Raw genomic sequence first — 16,483 nt, forward strand, 5'->3', positions numbered from 1 at the left:
TTAAACTTTGTGCCACATCGGGATGATCGCCCTTAAATAGGCGCTGTCTCATCGCCAGTGCTTGTTGGTACAGGGGTTCCGCTTCACTGTATCTGCCTTGGGATTTGTAAAGTACTGCCAAATTGTTTAAACTGAATGCTACATCGGGATGATCACCTTGATAAAGGGAAAATGCTAAATCTAAAACTTGTTCGGCAATTACTGCTGCCTCATAGAACTGACCTTGCTGATAAAGTGTAATCACCTGTTGATTTAGCTGTTCCCAAGATTCCATCATGTTTCGCCCCTACAATGGCGTTATGATTGTGTTACGGTATATTCCGTGTACAACACCTGAGAATCCGGATATTTTTCCACATATTCCAGCAGTCCATACAAATCCTCTCGCTCCAATTCCAAAGCCTCATCTTTACTTTTATCCAACCAATCTAGAGGCGGCAATTCCTGCGTAATCAAAGCTAAAATTTGCTCTCTTCCCACCTCATCCGATCCAAAAGTTGCATACTCTGATGGGGGGCATTGCGGCAAAACCATTACCCCAGTAGCGCAACGAGAATTAGGCGCATATTCCGAAGGACATAAACAACAAACCGCCCCCGATGGTTCCCTCTCCAATAATATTAAGTATCCTTCGCGTTCAACTTTCACCTCATATTTAATATCGCTATTCACAGGCACAGATTTTCGGGACTTGTTACGCCTAGCCCCCAAGACAGGCACTTCACGCAATTCTTCAGCTAGCACCACCTATAATAGGTTAGAATCATTCGCCTTTGCTTTCAGTTGTTGCCAAATTTGGTCAATAGTAAATGGTGGAGGAGTTACTAAACCTTGCTCTTTCGCCCATTGGGGAAATATTACCTCGCGCAGCCAGCGTTTGGCAATTTTCCACCTGCCTTTAGTAGCACCATTAAAATCACATCCATCCTCTGCCAGTTTGTCGCAAATTGCACTCAACTGCTGGGTAAAAATCGTCTCAGCAATGCCATTCTTTGTTCCTTCTAGTAACTCTACTTGATAATATTCTGCAATACTTTTATTGTTTGAATCAGCATTCTTTTCCCGGAAGCGTTCTACAAATATAATTCGGTTCTTGCCGCTAAAACAAAAGCGGGTTGCCATTGCTTCTAGAAATACTGCTTCCTGATCTTCATATTTTGGCAGATTCATAAATTCTAATTGCCTGAAACTTTAAAGCTATTCTATTTTAAGTGCCAAGACGATGGCAAGTAATAAATTACAAAATCCTACATTGTTCTACTTAAATCTACTTTCTCGTAAGATATACTTCGCTCTACTTATTTCGATTCTCAATTAAATAAACTCTGTCTAACTTGGTATACAGAAGGCAATTATCGAGGTAGACAATATGAAAAAAGCAAAATTAGCGGTTAAAAATACTCGTCAACAAATTGAATTAAAATCGCTTGCTGCTTTATTTATTTTGCAAGCTTTATTGATTAGTGTTGAAGGAAATTACCGGGTTTACCAAGGATATCCTCCGCTGGATGCTGTGCTTTGGATGCTGACTGAAGGTACTAGCTTGATTATCAAAGTTCGTCGTGCTGGTATTCTTGATGAAGAGAAGAGAAAAAGTAATTAAAGCTGTGGAAAACGCCTGGGAATACATCACTCGTTGGTGAACACAGCCCGCCTGGGAATCAATTCCCAGGCTAATAGCTAAAGTCGTCTAAAGACGACTGAAGAAAAAGCAAAAGCAATTGTTTTCTCTAACCAAAATATTCTTTTATAACATAGTCCTCTTCAGAGGACTTTCGCTATTAGCCTGCGATTTGAATCGCAGGCGGTTGATGCGACTCATGCAAAATCTATATAAACAAATCCACCTTAATTTACCCCTGCCAATTCTGCTTTGCCCTAGCAAATATCTCATCTATCGTTTGCCCTTCATAAAGCCGCCGCGAAACTTCCACATAATTCGTAGGTTCCCGATGCAAAAGTGTGAGAAATCGCAATGCAGCCGCAGAACCAAGAGACTTTTGCAAAGCCTCTATTCCTTTAATCATTATTTCTGTATCATCCATAAATTTTGCAATCTCCATTAGCTTTCTCCAATATAATATAAAATAATATCAAACCAAATCTATTCAATACCCAATCCACCATTGAACACCGACAACCTTTGTAAATACCTCGCCGAAGAATACCCCGCCGAATTTATCCAATGGCTACTCCCATCCGAAACATCTAACATTCAAGTATTAAAAACAGAACTCAGCCTGGAACCAATTCGCGCCGATTCTATCACCTTACTACAAACCCCAAATCTAATTCTGCACTTGGAATTTCAAACCTTACCAGCATCAGATCCGCCACTACCATTACGGATGCTTGATTACTGGCTGAGACTGTATCGAAAATACCGTTGCGACGTAGAACAAGTAGTCATTTTTCTCAAATCCACTACTTCCGAAATCGCCTATACCAATGAGTTTACCGCCCGTAACACCCGCCATCGCTATCGAGTCATCCGAATGTGGGAAGAAGACCCCGCGCCACTGTTAGCCAATTCTGGACTTTTACCGCTGGCGACATTAGCGCGAAGCGACTCACCCCAGGCTTTACTCGCGCAAGTAGCCCAACAGGTCGCTAATATTGAAGAAACCCCGCAACGGCAAAATGTGGCAGCCTGTATATATGTCCTTGCAGGTTTGCGATTTGACAAAAATTTGATTAGCCAACTATTCAGAGAGGAAATTATGCTTGAGTCTGTCACCTATCAAGATATCTTGGAACAAGGACAACGACGAGGAGAAGTAACTGTGATTATGCGCCAGCTTACCCGTCGAATTGGTACGTTTACTCCGGAACTTCAAGCGAGAATTCAAAGTTTATCGATCGCACAATTAGAAGACTTGGGAGAAGCACTTTTAGATTTCACTCAACCAACAGATTTAACTGCTTGGTTAGAGTCTCATCAAGCATAAATAAAAAACAAATAAAGTCCGCAGAGGGCTTTATTTGTTTTCCTGGCTAACCAACTATTGAGAGAAAAATTTATGTATGAATCTGTCATTTATCAAGATATTCTAGAAAAAGGACGACGAAGAGGAGCAATATCAATGGTTTTGCGGTTACTCCACCGTCGAATTGGTGCGCTTACTCCCGAACTTCAAGCGAGAATTCAAACTTTATCGATCGCACAATTAGAAGAGTTGGGAGAAGCACTTTTAGATTTCTCTCAACCAACTAATAATCCTTATTTCTGGATCGTCCATAATTTTTGCCCTCTCCATTAGCACCCCATATTGGTTGGCTCTAATTGTTTAGATTCCTGTATAATAATCATATTACCCATCCACTTCCAAAAAGCAGCATGATCCAAACTCTAGATGCAATCTACGAACAAGGTGTTTTTCGCCCTTTAACTAAACCGGAAATACCTGATGGAGAATCCGTCAAATTAATAATTGAAACCTCATCAAAACTAAATCCAGAAGAAATGCTTAAATTAGCGGCTCAAGTCTACGAAGGTTTATCTGAAGAGGAGATAAATGAAATAGAACAAATTGCAGGCGATCGCAGTAATTTCTTTACCGGACATACCCCATAAAAGTTGTGGCACAAGTTATTTTAGATACCGATATCCTTTCAGCTATCATGCGACAGAATCCAATCGTCATAACGAAAGCGACAGAATATTTAGCCGAACAGAGTCGGTTTACTTTTTCAATTATCACTCGCTATGAAATTCTGCGGGGACTAAAAGCGAAAGGTGCAACTAAACAGATAAGCCTATTCAATAATTTTTGCGCCAAAAATATCGTTTTACCCCTAACAGATGAAATTGTCATAAAAGCAGCAGATATATACGCTGATTTGAAAAAACGTGGCTTGCCGACCGGAGATGCAGATATTTTAATTGCAGCTTCGGCATTGGTGCTAGGGGTAGCAGTAGTAACAAACAACCAAGCTCACTTTCAGCGAATACCCGATCTTCAGGTACTCAACTGGCTAAATTAGCAAGGATAAACAAATTTGGATCTTAAACAACGATTGCAAAATCATCTCGCGGAAATTGTGCGCGATCGCGATCCTTACCTCTCGCCGATCGCTCATCTTTACGTACAACAATATATCCGCGCACAATTGCAACAATGGGGAAATGTGGAAACTCACGAATTCACAGTAAATGGCAAAATTCATCACAACCTTATCCTCAATTTACCTTCCTCTAGTAAGGAATATCCACCTATTTTAATTGGCGCACATTATGATGGAGTACCGGGAAGTCCGGCGGCGGATGATAACGGTACAGGCGTTGCTGTATTACTGGAATTAGCTAAAGCTTTCGCAGCGAAACCGATTAAATATCCCGTGCGAATTGTGGCTTTTGATATGGAAGAATATGGTTTGTTAGGTAGCCAAGCATATGCGGATTTATTGAAGCAACAAGGACAGCGATTGCGTTTAATGATATCATTAGAAATGTTGGGTTATTGCGATGATTCTCCTAATTCCCAACGTTACCCGGCTGGGTTGGAACGCTTCTATCCGGATCGCGGTAATTTTATCGCTTTAATTGGTAACTTAACCGCGCTGACCGATTTAATAAAACTGAGGGGAAATATTCGCGGAAGTGGAACGAAATGCGAGTTTTTGCCAGTGCCAAGTAGAGGTACAATTGTTCCCCAAACTCGCCTCAGCGATCATGCACCTTTTTGGGATAACGGTTATCGGGCGATGATGATTACGGATACGGCTTTTATGCGGAATCCCCATTATCATCAAGCGAGCGATCGCATCGAAACCCTCAACCTAGATTTTCTCGCCGGCGTTTGTCGCGGTTTGGAAATCGCGATCGGGCGGCTGTGATCGATCTCAGCGCCAGGTATATCCTGGGGTATTTTGAGCTTGTGCGATGCGTTCGATTTCTTGGCGCACTTCCCGCATGGTTCTTCCTCTAGCTAAATGTTTTGTCCACATTTCCAGATTTTTGCGATCGGCAATTTGCCCCAGCACTTCTATGTAAATCCGATTAATCGCATCTTGAGCTTCCCGACTTTTAGCGATATCGTGGCGAATATCTCTTAACGATCGGCGTCTTTCTAATTCTCTGTACCAAGTTCTCAATTCCATTTCATCCGCATCTCTTTCTAGCACTTCGCGATAAATTTTATTGATTTTGTCGTAACGCGAACGACCTTCCCGTTGCCGATTATTGAGGAGCGAACCATCATTTAAGCAAACCGCAAGTCCTCCATTTTGGATACATTCCTGTGCGTTAGCAGGAGATGTTAAACCGATCGCAACCAAAAAAGCAGTAGTGGCGATCGCGCTAGTTGCCAATAAAGCAAGTTTCTCTCCTGTACTGAATGTGGAAATCGTGGTTTTTTTGGGCATGGGGCACTTGGTATTGGGGATTGGTAACGATTGTCAAGCGATCGTTACTGTGCTTAATTTCGCAGAATATGGGTTATTTAGTCCTTGCGAGTGCGATCGCAGATCGAACTAACTGTTCTGGCTCAAGAGGCTTGGTAACGTGCCGTTGATAGCCAGTATCTAAGGCTCGCTGACGATCGTCTTCTCTAGCATAAGCAGTCAAAGCGATCGCCGGAACCTGTCCACCTTTTTCGGGTGGTAAAGCACGAATTTTTTGGATCAGGGTATAGCCATCAACTTGGGGCATTCCGATATCGCTGACTAACACATCGGGTGGGAAGGATTCCAAAGTTGCCAGCGCTTGCGCCGCAGATGCAACCGTCACAACTTCCGCTCCGTATTGGGTCAACAATACAGTTAATAACTCACGCGCATCAGGGTCATCATCCACGGCGAGGATTCTAATTCCCGTCATATCGAGTTCTTGCGGTGGCAATTCATTTGTATGTTTGATTTCCGGCTCAACATTCAGTAATGGCAATTGGACAGTAAAAGTGGCTCCCATCCCTTCACCCGGACTATCAGCGGCGATCGTACCGCCGTGGGCCTCGACCAATTGACGAACGATCGCCAACCCCAGCCCCAATCCCCCATACTTGCGAGTGATGGAGGCATCTTCCTGACGGAACGATTCAAAAATGTAAGGGAGAAACTCTGGGTTAATACCTTTACCCGTGTCCTTCACCGTAATTTCTGCTAGATTGCCAACTTGTTCCAGCGTGATATTGACTTGCCCGTGATTCCCAGTGAACTTAATCGCATTGGACAGTAAATTCCAGACAATTTGCTGCAATCGGGCTGCATCAGCAGAAACTTGCCCAATGTTCGGTAATACGATATTGAGTGAGATAGATTTAGCTATAGCTGCCGTTCTAACCGTCTCGATCGCAGATTCGATCGCAAACGATAAATTCACAGATGTCACATTCAAGCTCAGCTTGCCCCGCAGAATTTTAGCAACATCGAGCAGGTCATCAATCAATTGTGTTTGCAATCTGGCATTCCGCTCAATAGTGGCGAGGGCTTGAGCAGTTTTAGTTTCATCTAACTTACGAGTTTGCAATAATTTTGTCCAACCCAGAATGGGGTTAAGGGGCGATCGCAACTCGTGGGAAAGAACAGCCAGAAATTCATCTTTGATTCGGTTAGCGCGTTCTGCTGCTGACCGTGCGGCTTGCTCTTGCTCCAATAGCCGATGGCGTTCGATTTCCAGTTGTTTTTGCGCTTCGATATCAGTTGCAGTGCCAAACCATTTGACAATTTCACCTCGCTCATTTTTTTGGGGAATTGCCTGATGCAAATGCCAGCGATAGATGCCATCTGCTCGCCGCATTCGACCTTCAGCTTGATAGGCAGTTTTCTGTTGCACCGCCTCATTCCAGCGTTGACTCAAAATCGGTAGATCTTCGGGATGGACAACCGCTTCCCAACCAGTGATGCGGACTTGTTCGAGGGTTACCCCCGTGAACTCAGTCCAGCGTTGATTGACATCCAGTAAAGCTCCTTCCCGATTAGCTGTCCAAACTAATTGGGGGATCGATTCTGCCAAACAGCGATAGCGTTCCTCACTTTGACGCAATGCTTCCTCTGCTTGTTGGCGATCGGTAATATCAGTATTAGTGCCAAACCACCGCAATACTTTACCCCGTTCGTCCCGAACTGGAATAGCGCGGGAGAGAAACCAACGATATTGTCCGTCTTTCCCCCGCAAGGGAAAGGTATCCTCCCAAGTTTCCCCCGTTTCCATACAGTGACGAAACTTTTTGACCACCCGCTCTAGATGGTCTGGGTGATGCACTTGCTGCCAGCCCCAACCTTGCATTTCTTCTAAGGTTGTACCTGTATAATCAAACCAGCGCTGGTTGTACCAAAAAATCCACCCATTCTCATCTGCCATCCAAGCAAATTGGGAAATATTATCTGCTAAAGTACGGAAGCGTGCTTCGCTCTCCCGAAGTTCCTGTTGTGCCAAAGTGAGTTCGGTAACATCCATCACAGCTACCCCAACCCCGATCGCTTCCCCATTAGGCAAACAAACAGGATAATGATTGGCAATAGTACTTCTAAAAACACCCGGTCGAACTTCGCCACTAAACTCCACATTGAGGACGGGTTGTTGAGTTTCCATAATCTGGAGCAGCAAAGGCGCAAATTGAGGTGCCATTTGCGGTACGACTTCCCACAAGGTTCGTCCCAAATGCTCGCTTAAAGGAAGTTGATTGATTTTAGCGAGGGCTTCGTTGGCATAAAGAAATCGCAGTTCTCGATCGAACAGCGCTAGGGTAATTGGGGATGCGGCGATAAATGCTTGAAGAATCGCTTCGCTACGTTGCCGTTGAGCTTCTACTTGTTTGCGATCGCTAATATCTTTGAACAGGATAGCGACTTTTCGGCTTTCTGGTTCTCCAGTGCGGAAAGCGGAAACATCAAACCATCGATTCATCACTTCAGAGCCATTTTCAAAGCGGACGGGTTCGCCTGTCAGTGCGACTTTACCGTAAATCTCAAACCAATGAGGTTCCAGATCTGGAAGTAGCTGACGTGCTGTTTTACCTTCTGCTTGTTTGAGTCCTGTTTGTTGCTCAAATAACGGATTTATTTCGAGGAAGCGATAATCGAAAGGCTTGTTGTGTTCGTCAAACAGCATTTCTATGACACAAAAGCCTTCATTCATCGATTCAAATAAAGTGCGATAGCGCTCCTCAGCTTGTTTGCGATCGTGAATATCAATGACTGAACCGATGTATCCTTTAAATTCCCCATCTTCTCCAAACCAAGGGCTTGCTGCATCGATCGACCACCGATATTCACCATCCTGACGACGCAAACGATATTCCAGCCGAAAGGCTTCGTAACGCTCATTTGCTTTTAAGAAGATGTCTTTAGAAAATTCGCGATCGTCTGGATGCACTGCTTTTAACCACCCCAGCCCCAGTCCCGTAGCTTCGGTTTGCCCCGTGAACTCGTACCAGGTTTTGCTGAGGTAAGTGCAATATCCTGTAGCATCTGTCACCCAAACCATCACAGGTGCGTTATCTGCCATGTTGCGGAATCGTTCTTCACTTTGACGTAGGGCAGCTTCTACTTGAATTCGCTCGGTAATCTCTTCACAAACCGTACTGATGCCAATTACGCGATCGCCATCTTTTAAGGGTAAAAATTGTTCCAACCAGGTGCGTTTCACTCCCGGTTTTGCTGGTGTTTCTCCATGAATTTCTACATTTAATAGCGCTTCTCCGGTTTCCAAAATCGGACGCAGAAGCTGTTCGACAGTATCCGCCAGATCGGGGAACAGTTCCCGCACAGTACGGCCAATATGAGCTTCTACAGACAACCCATTAATTTCTGCCAATCGCTGATTGATCCGCAAAAAGCGGAGGTCGGTATCCAGGACATTTAAGCCAATCGGGGCAGACTGATAAATAGCTTCAATTTCTGCCAGTTGTCGTTGAAGTTGTTGCTGGCTCTGTTGAACCAAGGCTTCACTGCGTTTGATGTCGTCTATATTGGTAATTGTGCCGATCCAGCCTGTAATTTGATTGTGATAGTTTCTTGTCGGTATGGCTCGACAGATGAACCAGTGGTACTCGCCATCCCAACGGCGAATCCGGTATTCAATCTCAAATGTCTCCCCATTGGCGATCGATTGGCTCCATTGAGCTAAAGTGCGATCGCGATCGTCGGGATGAACCGCACTTACCCTCGCTAAACCCATCGACTCGGCTTCACTCAAACCTGTATACTCATACCAGCGTTGATTCCAGTAATTGACTGCCCCCGTTGCATCGGCTGTCCAAACCATTTGAGGCATCGCTTCTGCCAATTCTCGATATCGGTGTTGACTGGCTTCGATCGTGGCGGCGGCTTGGTTGCGTTCTGTCATATCTAAAAAAACGCCGATCGCTCCTCTAATGCGATCGCAGTCGCCGCGCAGGGGAGTTGCATAGGATAATATCTGATGCACCGTGCCATCCGGCCACAAAATGTCAAATTCTGCATCTCGCACGTCTACGTCCAGTCTGGCAGCAACTTGCATCGGCAAGTTTTCGGTGGGTATTTCTTGTCTGTTCTGGAAGACTCGATAGGGAGGTTGTTCATCGACTGGCGCACTTTTGGAGATGTTGTTGCCGGGACGAACGCCTAGCAATTGTCGGAGGTAGGCGTTATTCTGCATTTGAGTGCAGCTGGGATCGGTGGCGATCGCAATGCCCACAGGAATAATATCTAAAAGAGTTTGCAGTTCGGTAACCCGATTTGTCAAATCTCGGTTTAATTGTTGAATGGCTGCTTCAGCTTGTTTTTGCGGGGTTAAATCCACGGCAAACACCATATGCTCATCGGTGCTATCCATCCACTGCATCGCACTCAGCAAAATGGGAACTCGCGCTCCATCTCGATGCAGCAGTTCCATCTCCTGCGGTGGGAAAAAGCCATGTTGCCGCAATTGTGCCAGGTTTTGCACAGCCCGTTCAGTCAACTCTGCCGGGATAAAGTTGTACCAGTTCATGCCTTGTTGCTCAAACTCTTCCCGCGTGTAGCCGTGCAGGTGCAGCATGGTATCGTTCGCGGTCATCATTTCACCGTTGACCGAGCCAATGGCTATACCAATGGGAGCGGTGTCGATTAGTCGTTGGAGTTGTTGCTGTTGCTGTTGCAGGTCTGTTAATGTTTGGCTCAAATCTAACTCTAAACGCTTGCGATCGGTGACATCCCGCCAGGAGGCGACAAAGCCATCATTTAACTTGGTAGCCCGAATATCAAATGCCCTCTTCAGCCGACGATCGCCATAAGTGTCATCGTAGATGAGGGAATCTTTGATTAACGGTTCTCCTGTTTCCACTACCCGACAATACTCGTCAAATAACCCCGTTTCGCGATGAGCTGGCAGCACCTCACATAAACCTCGACCGATTTGCATTTCTTTGGGCATCTGGTTATTTTCGCAGGCTGCCCTGTTGAGATAATCGATGCGAAAGTCTACAATCTGCCCGAACTCATTACGGATGGATGAGAAGATGCCAAAGCAATCCAGCATATTCTCAACCGATGTTTGGAACTGCTCCTGACTGTATTGCAGTTCCCGTCGCAATTCGGCATTTTCGATCGCACTTCGCATCGCTAAGCGCAGGTCGTCTGGAGTCATCCGGTCTTTGACCAGATAATCCGCTGCCCCGTTTTTGAATGCTCGCACCGCTACCTCTACATCATTACTGTCAATCACCACAATTGGGGGACAGTGCCTACCCATCTGTTGCTTCAGTTGCCGAAGAACATCGAAGTTGCGGCAGTGCGGAGAGTCGAGTTCTAGAAGGATGCCGTCAATCTGCTGTGCTTGCGACAGTGCCAGAAGTTGGGGATCGTATCGCTGAGTGAGAATTCTGTATGCAAAACTCCCGTCTTGCTGTAATTGATACCAATAATTGCGATCGCTCTCATCAGAATCGGCAATTACAAGAACAGTCCGGTGAGTTGACATAACTTAATACCCAATCCACAGAGTTTTCAGGAAACCAGTCGAAGCCAAAGGTTGGCAGGATGCTTTGAAATAGTATCGGTCAATCTTTTGACACTCCTTAACTAATCTAACGGTATAGTTGGGGTGTTACGGCGATTTCGAGCGATAAGATCGGCTTTGTTGCCGAGCGCTCAGATAGTTTTCCAAAAGCGCTTTGCTACCGAAAATTATGGGGTTAGAGCCTTGCCCTTTTAGGGCGACTTTATCCTACAAACCGCGACACCGATTAGTAGATATGCTAAAATAAGTCAGGAGGTCATTAAATGTTTAACCTGACTTACGAGTTCAAATTAAAACCAACACAGTCCCAAATTGCAACATTTGAGGAATGGCTAGAAATCCATAGACGGGTTTATAACTATGCCTTAGCAGAACGCAAAGATTGGTACCAGTCTCGTAGTTGTCGGGTTAACGCTTGCTCACTTCGATCTGAATACATCATTTCTGCCGATGCCCCACGCCCAACGTTTGCCAGTCAATGCAAGTCTTTGACTGCTGCACGTAAAGAAAACGAATACCTAAAACGTGTTAACGCTCAATCTTTACAGCAGACATTAAGAAGACTTGAAAAAGCTTTTGTCAGTATGTGGGAGCAAAATCATGGGTTCCCCAGATTTAAAAAACCTGGGCGAATGCGTTCTTTCTGTTTCCCGCAATTAGGAACAAATCCACTCAGCAATAGATACGTGAAATTACCCGTGATTGGTGCAGTAAAACTACATCAATCACGCTCAATTCCAGATAGCGGCGTAATCAAGCAAGCTCGTGTAGTTAAACGTGCGTCTGGATGGTACGTGATGCTAACTGTTCAATGGGATGTATCTGTGCCATCACCAATGCCACATGGGGAAGCGGTAGGAATTGATGTAGGCTTAAAAAGCTTTGTTGCTACTTCTAATGGTCTAATCGTCAATCGCCCAAAGTTTTTTACAGATGCCGAACGCAAGCTTAAATTGCTGCAACAGCGTGTCGAGAGAAAACATTTAGGTTCAAACAATTGGCATAAAGCCCAGAAGAAGGTAGCCAAGTTACATGAGTACGTTGCCAACTGCCGTAAGGACTGGCACCGAAAATTATCCCACCAAATCTGCAACGATATCGGAATGCTGTTTGTTGAAGATTTAAACCTAGTAGGGTTATCGCGTGGGATGTTGGGTAAGCATTGCTTAGATGCTGGATTTGGTCAATTCTTCAGTATCCTAGAGCAAACTTGTTTTAAGCATGGTGTCTATTTCCAAAAAGTAGATAGTCGCAAAACCAGCCAGATTTGCCCTAGTTGTCATGTTGAGACAGGTAAAAAAGAGTTGTCAGAACGTACTCATGTTTGTTCAGATTGCGGCTATACCACGGATAGAGATGTGGCCGCCGCGCAGGTAGTTCTCATAAGAGGGCTTGCAGCCGTAGGGTATACGGTCAAGATGCTTGCTGAGGGTAAATTCGCTGGAATCCCTATGAAGCAAGAATCCTCATGCCTTTAGGCTGAGGAGTGTCAAACTAATAGTAAGAGTGCGAAATAAATAGATAGGAGCCACAATGATTTCTCCATCTGTGGAGCGGAAATTGGCGAAGGGCTGGCAGGAAGTTTTAGCACCGCAGGGTTTGGGCTATCGGATTAAGCTGCTGTCCCAGATGTTATCTCGCAAATTTCAAGACCGACTGGAACCTTACGGCCTGACTCCTTTCCACTGGGTTGTACTGTGCTGTTTGTGGCAAGAAGATGGCTTAGCTACCTCCAGCATAGGGGAAAAGCTGCAACAGGTGGGAGGTACTTTGACGGGGGTGCTAGACCGGATGGAGGAACGGGGACTGATTCGCCGGGAAAGGGATAGCCGCGATCGCCGCATTTGGCGGATTTGGTTGACTGAAGCTGGCAAGGAACTGAAGCACGTACTGCCTCCTATTGCCGTAGAAATCCGCGAAGAAGCGATGCAAGGCATTTCAGAGGCAGAAAGGGAACGGCTTTCCGAACTGGTGGATGTGGCGATCGCAAATCTTTCATAGGTTCCTTGGGATAGAGGCTAATTACCTCCTGGGAGTGACACCTTTATTGTGGAAATTTTCTAAGATACTACGTATACGAAATAAATTAGTAATTCGCTAAAACAAGCGAAAACTACGAACGCTAAATAAAACCCTAACTAACAGAGAAACAACAACTGTGAAACGCTCAAACACAGCAGTAATAAACGGACAAAAACCCGCAGTTGCGGATGTAGAAAGCGAGTTGCTGACTGCGGACAAACAGCAAACCCTGCCGGTGATAGAGCCGGAGATTGAGAAAGAGAAAGAGGATTTAACAGCGCCTCAAAAAGCTCCGCGCAAGAAAGTAAAGCAGCTAATTTTGGCGGCTTTGGGAATAGGTGCGATCGCTACAGCTGGTAACTTTGGCTATCATTACTGGCAATATGCTTCCACTCACGAAGAAACAGACAACGCTACAGTTGCCGGACACATTCTCAATGTCAGCAGTAGAGTTAACGGTACAGTAGCACAAGTGCTGGCAGACGATAACCAGCTAGTGCAAAAAGGTCAGCCATTAATAAAGCTCGATCCAGGCGACTTTCAAGTCAAAGTGCAAAACAGCGAAGCAGCGCTAGAAGCGGCGAGGCGTCAAGCTGCTGCGGCACAAGCTAACATCGCCCTAGCGGCACAAACTGCCCAAGCCAAAACAGCCACAGCCCAAGGAGATGTGGGCGCGGCTGTAGCCGCCATTTCTACCGCACAAGCAGCAGTGAAAGAAGCGGAGTCGGGAGTTCCGGCTGCTGAAGCGGCAGTCAAGCAAGCCCAAGCGGGAGTACCGCAGGCACAAGCCGCACAAGCCGCAGCTGAAGCTGGCGTGCAGCAAGCCCAAGCCGTACTTGCCGCAGCGCAAGCGGGAGTGCCCCAAGCGCAAGCAGCGGTTAAAGAAGCCGAAGCTGGTGTAGCGGCGGCGCAGGCTCAGTTAGCGCAAGCTCAGGCTACTTTGGAAAGGGCGGAAACCGACTATAACAGGTATAACAGTTTGTATGCTTCTGGTGCGATCGCCCGTCAGCAACTGGAGACTGCTAAAGCAGCTTACGATGTAGCGCAAGCCCAAAAAACCGCCGCCCAACAAGGAATTCAACAAGCCCAGGCACGAGTAGCGCAAGCCACCGAAGGTGTAGGTAGAGCCCAAGCGCAAGTGGCGCAAGCGCAACAAGGCATAGCGACAGCCCAAGCGCAAGTGGCGCAAGCGAGAGAAAACGTAGTGAGAGCCCAAGCGCAAGTGGCTGAAGCGAAAGAAGGGGTAACTAGAGCGCAAGCCAAAGTTGCCCAAGCTAAAGAAGGTGTAGCCAGCACCCAAGCCAAACTCGCCGCATCCAAGGGAGGATTGCAACAGGCGACAGCCAGCAATCAACAAACTGAAGTGAACCGCAGTCAGTACGAAGCTGCACAAGCTGCGATCGCACAATCGCAAGCTGCTCTCAAAGACGCGCAGTTGCAATTATCTTACACCGAAATCGCCGCCCCTGCTGCGGGAAGGATCGGTCGCAAATCTGTAGAAGTCGGACAAAGAGTGCAAGCGGGAACTCCTTTGATGGCAATTGTCAGTGACGAATATTGGGTAGTTGCCAACTTCAAAGAAACTCAATTGGAGAGGATGAAACCGGGAGAAGAAGTAGAAATCAAACTCGATGCCTTTCCTCATCAGACATTTAAAGGTCGGGTTGATAGTTTCTCCCCCGCTTCCGGTTCTCAATTTGCCTTATTACCGCCGGATAACGCCACCGGCAACTTCACCAAAGTTGTGCAGCGCATTCCAGTTAAAGTTGTTTTCGATGCTGACAGTATCAAAGGATATGAATCGCGCATCGCTCCTGGGATGTCAGCTGTAGTCAGCGTCGCAGTCAAGGCAAAGGGAGAAAACTAGCTGTCGCCAGACGAGAAGAAAAACGGTGTAAGCTTATCCCAGACATAGCAGAGATAGATAAAAAACTAATAATTTTGGATATGTTAACAACAAACTATGTCTGATAGATCGGCTTTAATAATGGTTGGATTTCCTGATAATTTCGCCAAGGGGAGTAACGACCGTGTTAAAAAGAACCGATAGCAATAGCCAAGATCTTTTTGCCGTTTATTATATAGTGTACGGTTCGCTCGCTGGCGGGGATGTGCTGGTTAAAGCGATTTTTTGGTCTGGCCCCTACCCAGATTTTATATCTGCGTTAAAAGCAGCTGAGAATTTGAAAATCACCCACGAGCAGGATGATTCGTTCGTAGTGAGGAAATATCTTGGAGAAATCAAATATGGTAGCAGTAAATGAAAATTGATAAAAACAGATTCGGGCAGATTCTGCGTGCCTTAAAATCGAGAAATTTTCGGCTTTTTTTCTTAGGGCAAGGCATTTCTCTGATTGGTACTTGGATTACACAAGTTGCCACGATCTGGGTAGTTTATCAGTTGACAAATTCTGCCCTTCTTCTGGGAGTAACGGGATTTGCCAGTCAAATTCCTAACTTTATCCTGGCTCCTTTTGGGGGGATTTTTGGAGATCGGTGGAATCGGCACAGATTGTTGGTGATTACGCAAATTTTGCTGATGATGCAGTCTTTAACGCTGGCATTTCTGGCGCTAACGGGGAAAATTCAGATTTGGCATATGATTGTTTTGAGCATTAGTCAAGGTACGATTAATGCTTTTGAAATGCCAATTCGTCAGGCTTTTGTGGTAGAAATGGTGGAAAATAGGGAAGACTTGGGAAATGCGATCGCTCTCAATTCTTCCCTATTTAACAGCGCTAGGTTACTTGGCCCAGGTATAGCAGGTTTGCTAATTGCCGCTGTTGGTGCTGGTGTATGTTTTCTGATTGACGGACTCAGCTTTATTGCCGTGATTGCCTCCCTGTTAGCTATGAATATTAAGCCCAGGGAAATAGCATTTATCAATCCAAATCATTGGGAAAGATTAAAAGAAGGATTTGTTTATTCATTTAACTTTCCACCCATTCGGGCTATACTAATGCTGCTTGCTTTAGTCAGTTTCATGGGAACTTCGTATATGGTTCTTGTGCCTGTTTTTGCTACCAAAATTCTGCATGGCAGTGCCGATACATTAGGGTTTTTGATGGCGGCTTCAGGAGTGGGTGCTTTCGTGGCAGCTATTTATCTGAGTGCGCGTCAAAGCATAGCTGGAATCGACAAATTGATTGTCTTATCGTCGCTAATTTGGGGAATAGGTCTGATTGCTTTTGGCATTTCCCGTACACCCTGGGTTTCTTTATTAATGATGTTTGTAATTGGTTTTGGCTCGGTGCTTCTATTTACCAGCTGCAATACATTGTTACAAACCATTGTTGACGATGATAAACGCGGCAGAGTGATGAGTCTTTACATCATGGCTTTTAGTACGATACCGCTTGGCAATTTATGCGCTGGTACATTAGCTGAAAAGATTGGTGCTAGCTATACGTTAGTAATTTCTGGCATCTTTTGTATTTTGGGTGCGCTCGTTTTTGTTAAACAGCTTCCATCTTTAAAAGAGTTTATTCACCCGCTTTATGCAAAAATTGGCATCCTCCGTTAGGTAGAGAGATTTTTTAATTT

General features: G+C 45.5%; 17 protein-coding genes. 11 read left to right on the forward strand and 6 right to left on the reverse strand.

From position 1 onward, the window contains the following. The 3 genes from H6S82_RS03225 to H6S82_RS03235 form a co-directional block, all read right to left on the reverse strand. Positions 1–277: tetratricopeptide repeat protein (locus H6S82_RS03225; RefSeq protein ID WP_191056016.1), on the reverse strand; the 277-nt coding region annotated here is incomplete at its 3' end. Between the two features lie 20 nt (positions 278–297). Further along, positions 298–678, reverse strand: a complete 381-nt coding sequence (locus H6S82_RS03230; protein ID WP_190464027.1) for a DUF4384 domain-containing protein — start codon at positions 676–678, stop codon at positions 298–300. 69 nt (positions 679–747) lie between these two features. Beyond that, complete coding sequence (locus tag H6S82_RS03235) at positions 748–1,170, reverse strand: hypothetical protein (protein ID WP_190464026.1); 423 nt, start codon at positions 1,168–1,170, stop codon at positions 748–750. A 199-nt stretch (positions 1,171–1,369) separates the two neighbouring features. On the opposite strand from H6S82_RS03235, the gene H6S82_RS03240 reads away from it, so the two are divergent. After that, positions 1,370–1,603: a hypothetical protein gene (locus tag H6S82_RS03240; RefSeq protein ID WP_190464025.1), complete on the forward strand. Its 234-nt coding sequence runs from the start codon at positions 1,370–1,372 to the stop codon at positions 1,601–1,603. Between the two features lie 250 nt (positions 1,604–1,853). Here the strand turns inward: H6S82_RS03240 and H6S82_RS03245 are convergent, their stop codons facing one another. Continuing rightward, the gene (locus tag H6S82_RS03245) at positions 1,854–2,063 is read right to left on the reverse strand and encodes a hypothetical protein (RefSeq protein WP_190464024.1); all 210 of its coding nucleotides are present in this window, start codon (positions 2,061–2,063) and stop codon (positions 1,854–1,856) included. Between the two features lie 63 nt (positions 2,064–2,126). Between H6S82_RS03245 and H6S82_RS03250 the strand changes: the two genes are divergently transcribed. The 5 genes from H6S82_RS03250 (at position 2,127) to H6S82_RS03270 (ending at position 4,836) form a co-directional block, all read left to right on the forward strand. Further along, the gene (locus H6S82_RS03250; RefSeq protein ID WP_190464023.1) at positions 2,127–2,948 is read left to right on the forward strand and encodes a DUF4351 domain-containing protein; all 822 of its coding nucleotides are present in this window, start codon (positions 2,127–2,129) and stop codon (positions 2,946–2,948) included. 72 nt (positions 2,949–3,020) lie between these two features. Beyond that, positions 3,021–3,260, forward strand: a complete 240-nt coding sequence (locus tag H6S82_RS03255; RefSeq protein WP_190464022.1) for a DUF4351 domain-containing protein — start codon at positions 3,021–3,023, stop codon at positions 3,258–3,260. Positions 3,261–3,337: 77 nt separating this feature from the next. Further along, positions 3,338–3,574 carry an antitoxin family protein gene (locus H6S82_RS03260; protein ID WP_190464021.1) on the forward strand — a complete coding sequence of 79 codons (237 nt, stop codon included), beginning with the start codon at positions 3,338–3,340 and terminating at the stop codon, positions 3,572–3,574. 5 nt (positions 3,575–3,579) lie between these two features. Beyond that, the gene (locus H6S82_RS03265; RefSeq protein ID WP_190464020.1) at positions 3,580–3,984 is read left to right on the forward strand and encodes a type II toxin-antitoxin system VapC family toxin; all 405 of its coding nucleotides are present in this window, start codon (positions 3,580–3,582) and stop codon (positions 3,982–3,984) included. A gap of 15 nt (positions 3,985–3,999) precedes the next feature. After that, positions 4,000–4,836, forward strand: a complete 837-nt coding sequence (locus tag H6S82_RS03270; protein WP_190464019.1) for a M28 family peptidase — start codon at positions 4,000–4,002, stop codon at positions 4,834–4,836. Between the two features lie 6 nt (positions 4,837–4,842). On the opposite strand, the gene H6S82_RS03275 is transcribed toward H6S82_RS03270, so the two are convergent. Together H6S82_RS03275 and H6S82_RS33245 are read right to left on the reverse strand one after the other, a co-directional pair. After that, a complete protein-coding gene (locus tag H6S82_RS03275) occupies positions 4,843–5,364 on the reverse strand; it encodes a hypothetical protein (RefSeq protein ID WP_190464018.1) in 522 nt (173 codons plus the stop codon). A gap of 73 nt (positions 5,365–5,437) precedes the next feature. Further along, the gene (locus tag H6S82_RS33245; protein WP_242056797.1) at positions 5,438–10,879 is read right to left on the reverse strand and encodes a PAS domain S-box protein; all 5,442 of its coding nucleotides are present in this window, start codon (positions 10,877–10,879) and stop codon (positions 5,438–5,440) included. Between the two features lie 302 nt (positions 10,880–11,181). Between H6S82_RS33245 and H6S82_RS03295 the strand changes: the two genes are divergently transcribed. From H6S82_RS03295 to H6S82_RS03315, 5 genes are all read left to right on the forward strand, one after another. Beyond that, a complete protein-coding gene (locus H6S82_RS03295; RefSeq protein WP_190464017.1) occupies positions 11,182–12,396 on the forward strand; it encodes an RNA-guided endonuclease TnpB family protein in 1,215 nt (404 codons plus the stop codon). A gap of 55 nt (positions 12,397–12,451) precedes the next feature. Further along, entirely contained in the window at positions 12,452–12,919 is a 468-nt protein-coding gene (locus H6S82_RS03300) for a MarR family transcriptional regulator (RefSeq protein WP_190464016.1), read from the forward strand. Between the two features lie 157 nt (positions 12,920–13,076). Further along, complete coding sequence (locus H6S82_RS03305) at positions 13,077–14,807, forward strand: HlyD family efflux transporter periplasmic adaptor subunit (protein ID WP_190464015.1); 1,731 nt, start codon at positions 13,077–13,079, stop codon at positions 14,805–14,807. Between the two features lie 163 nt (positions 14,808–14,970). Next, complete coding sequence (locus tag H6S82_RS03310; protein WP_190464014.1) at positions 14,971–15,204, forward strand: hypothetical protein; 234 nt, start codon at positions 14,971–14,973, stop codon at positions 15,202–15,204. Then, a complete protein-coding gene (locus tag H6S82_RS03315; protein WP_190464013.1) occupies positions 15,201–16,463 on the forward strand; it encodes an MFS transporter in 1,263 nt (420 codons plus the stop codon). The genes H6S82_RS03310 and H6S82_RS03315 overlap by 4 nt, the downstream gene beginning before the upstream one ends. Positions 16,464–16,483 lie beyond the last annotated feature (20 nt).

Origin of the sequence: Planktothrix sp. FACHB-1355 (assembly GCF_014748295.1) — a bacterium.
Classification (GTDB): domain Bacteria; phylum Cyanobacteriota; class Cyanobacteriia; order Cyanobacteriales; family Aerosakkonemataceae; genus Aerosakkonema; species Aerosakkonema funiforme_A.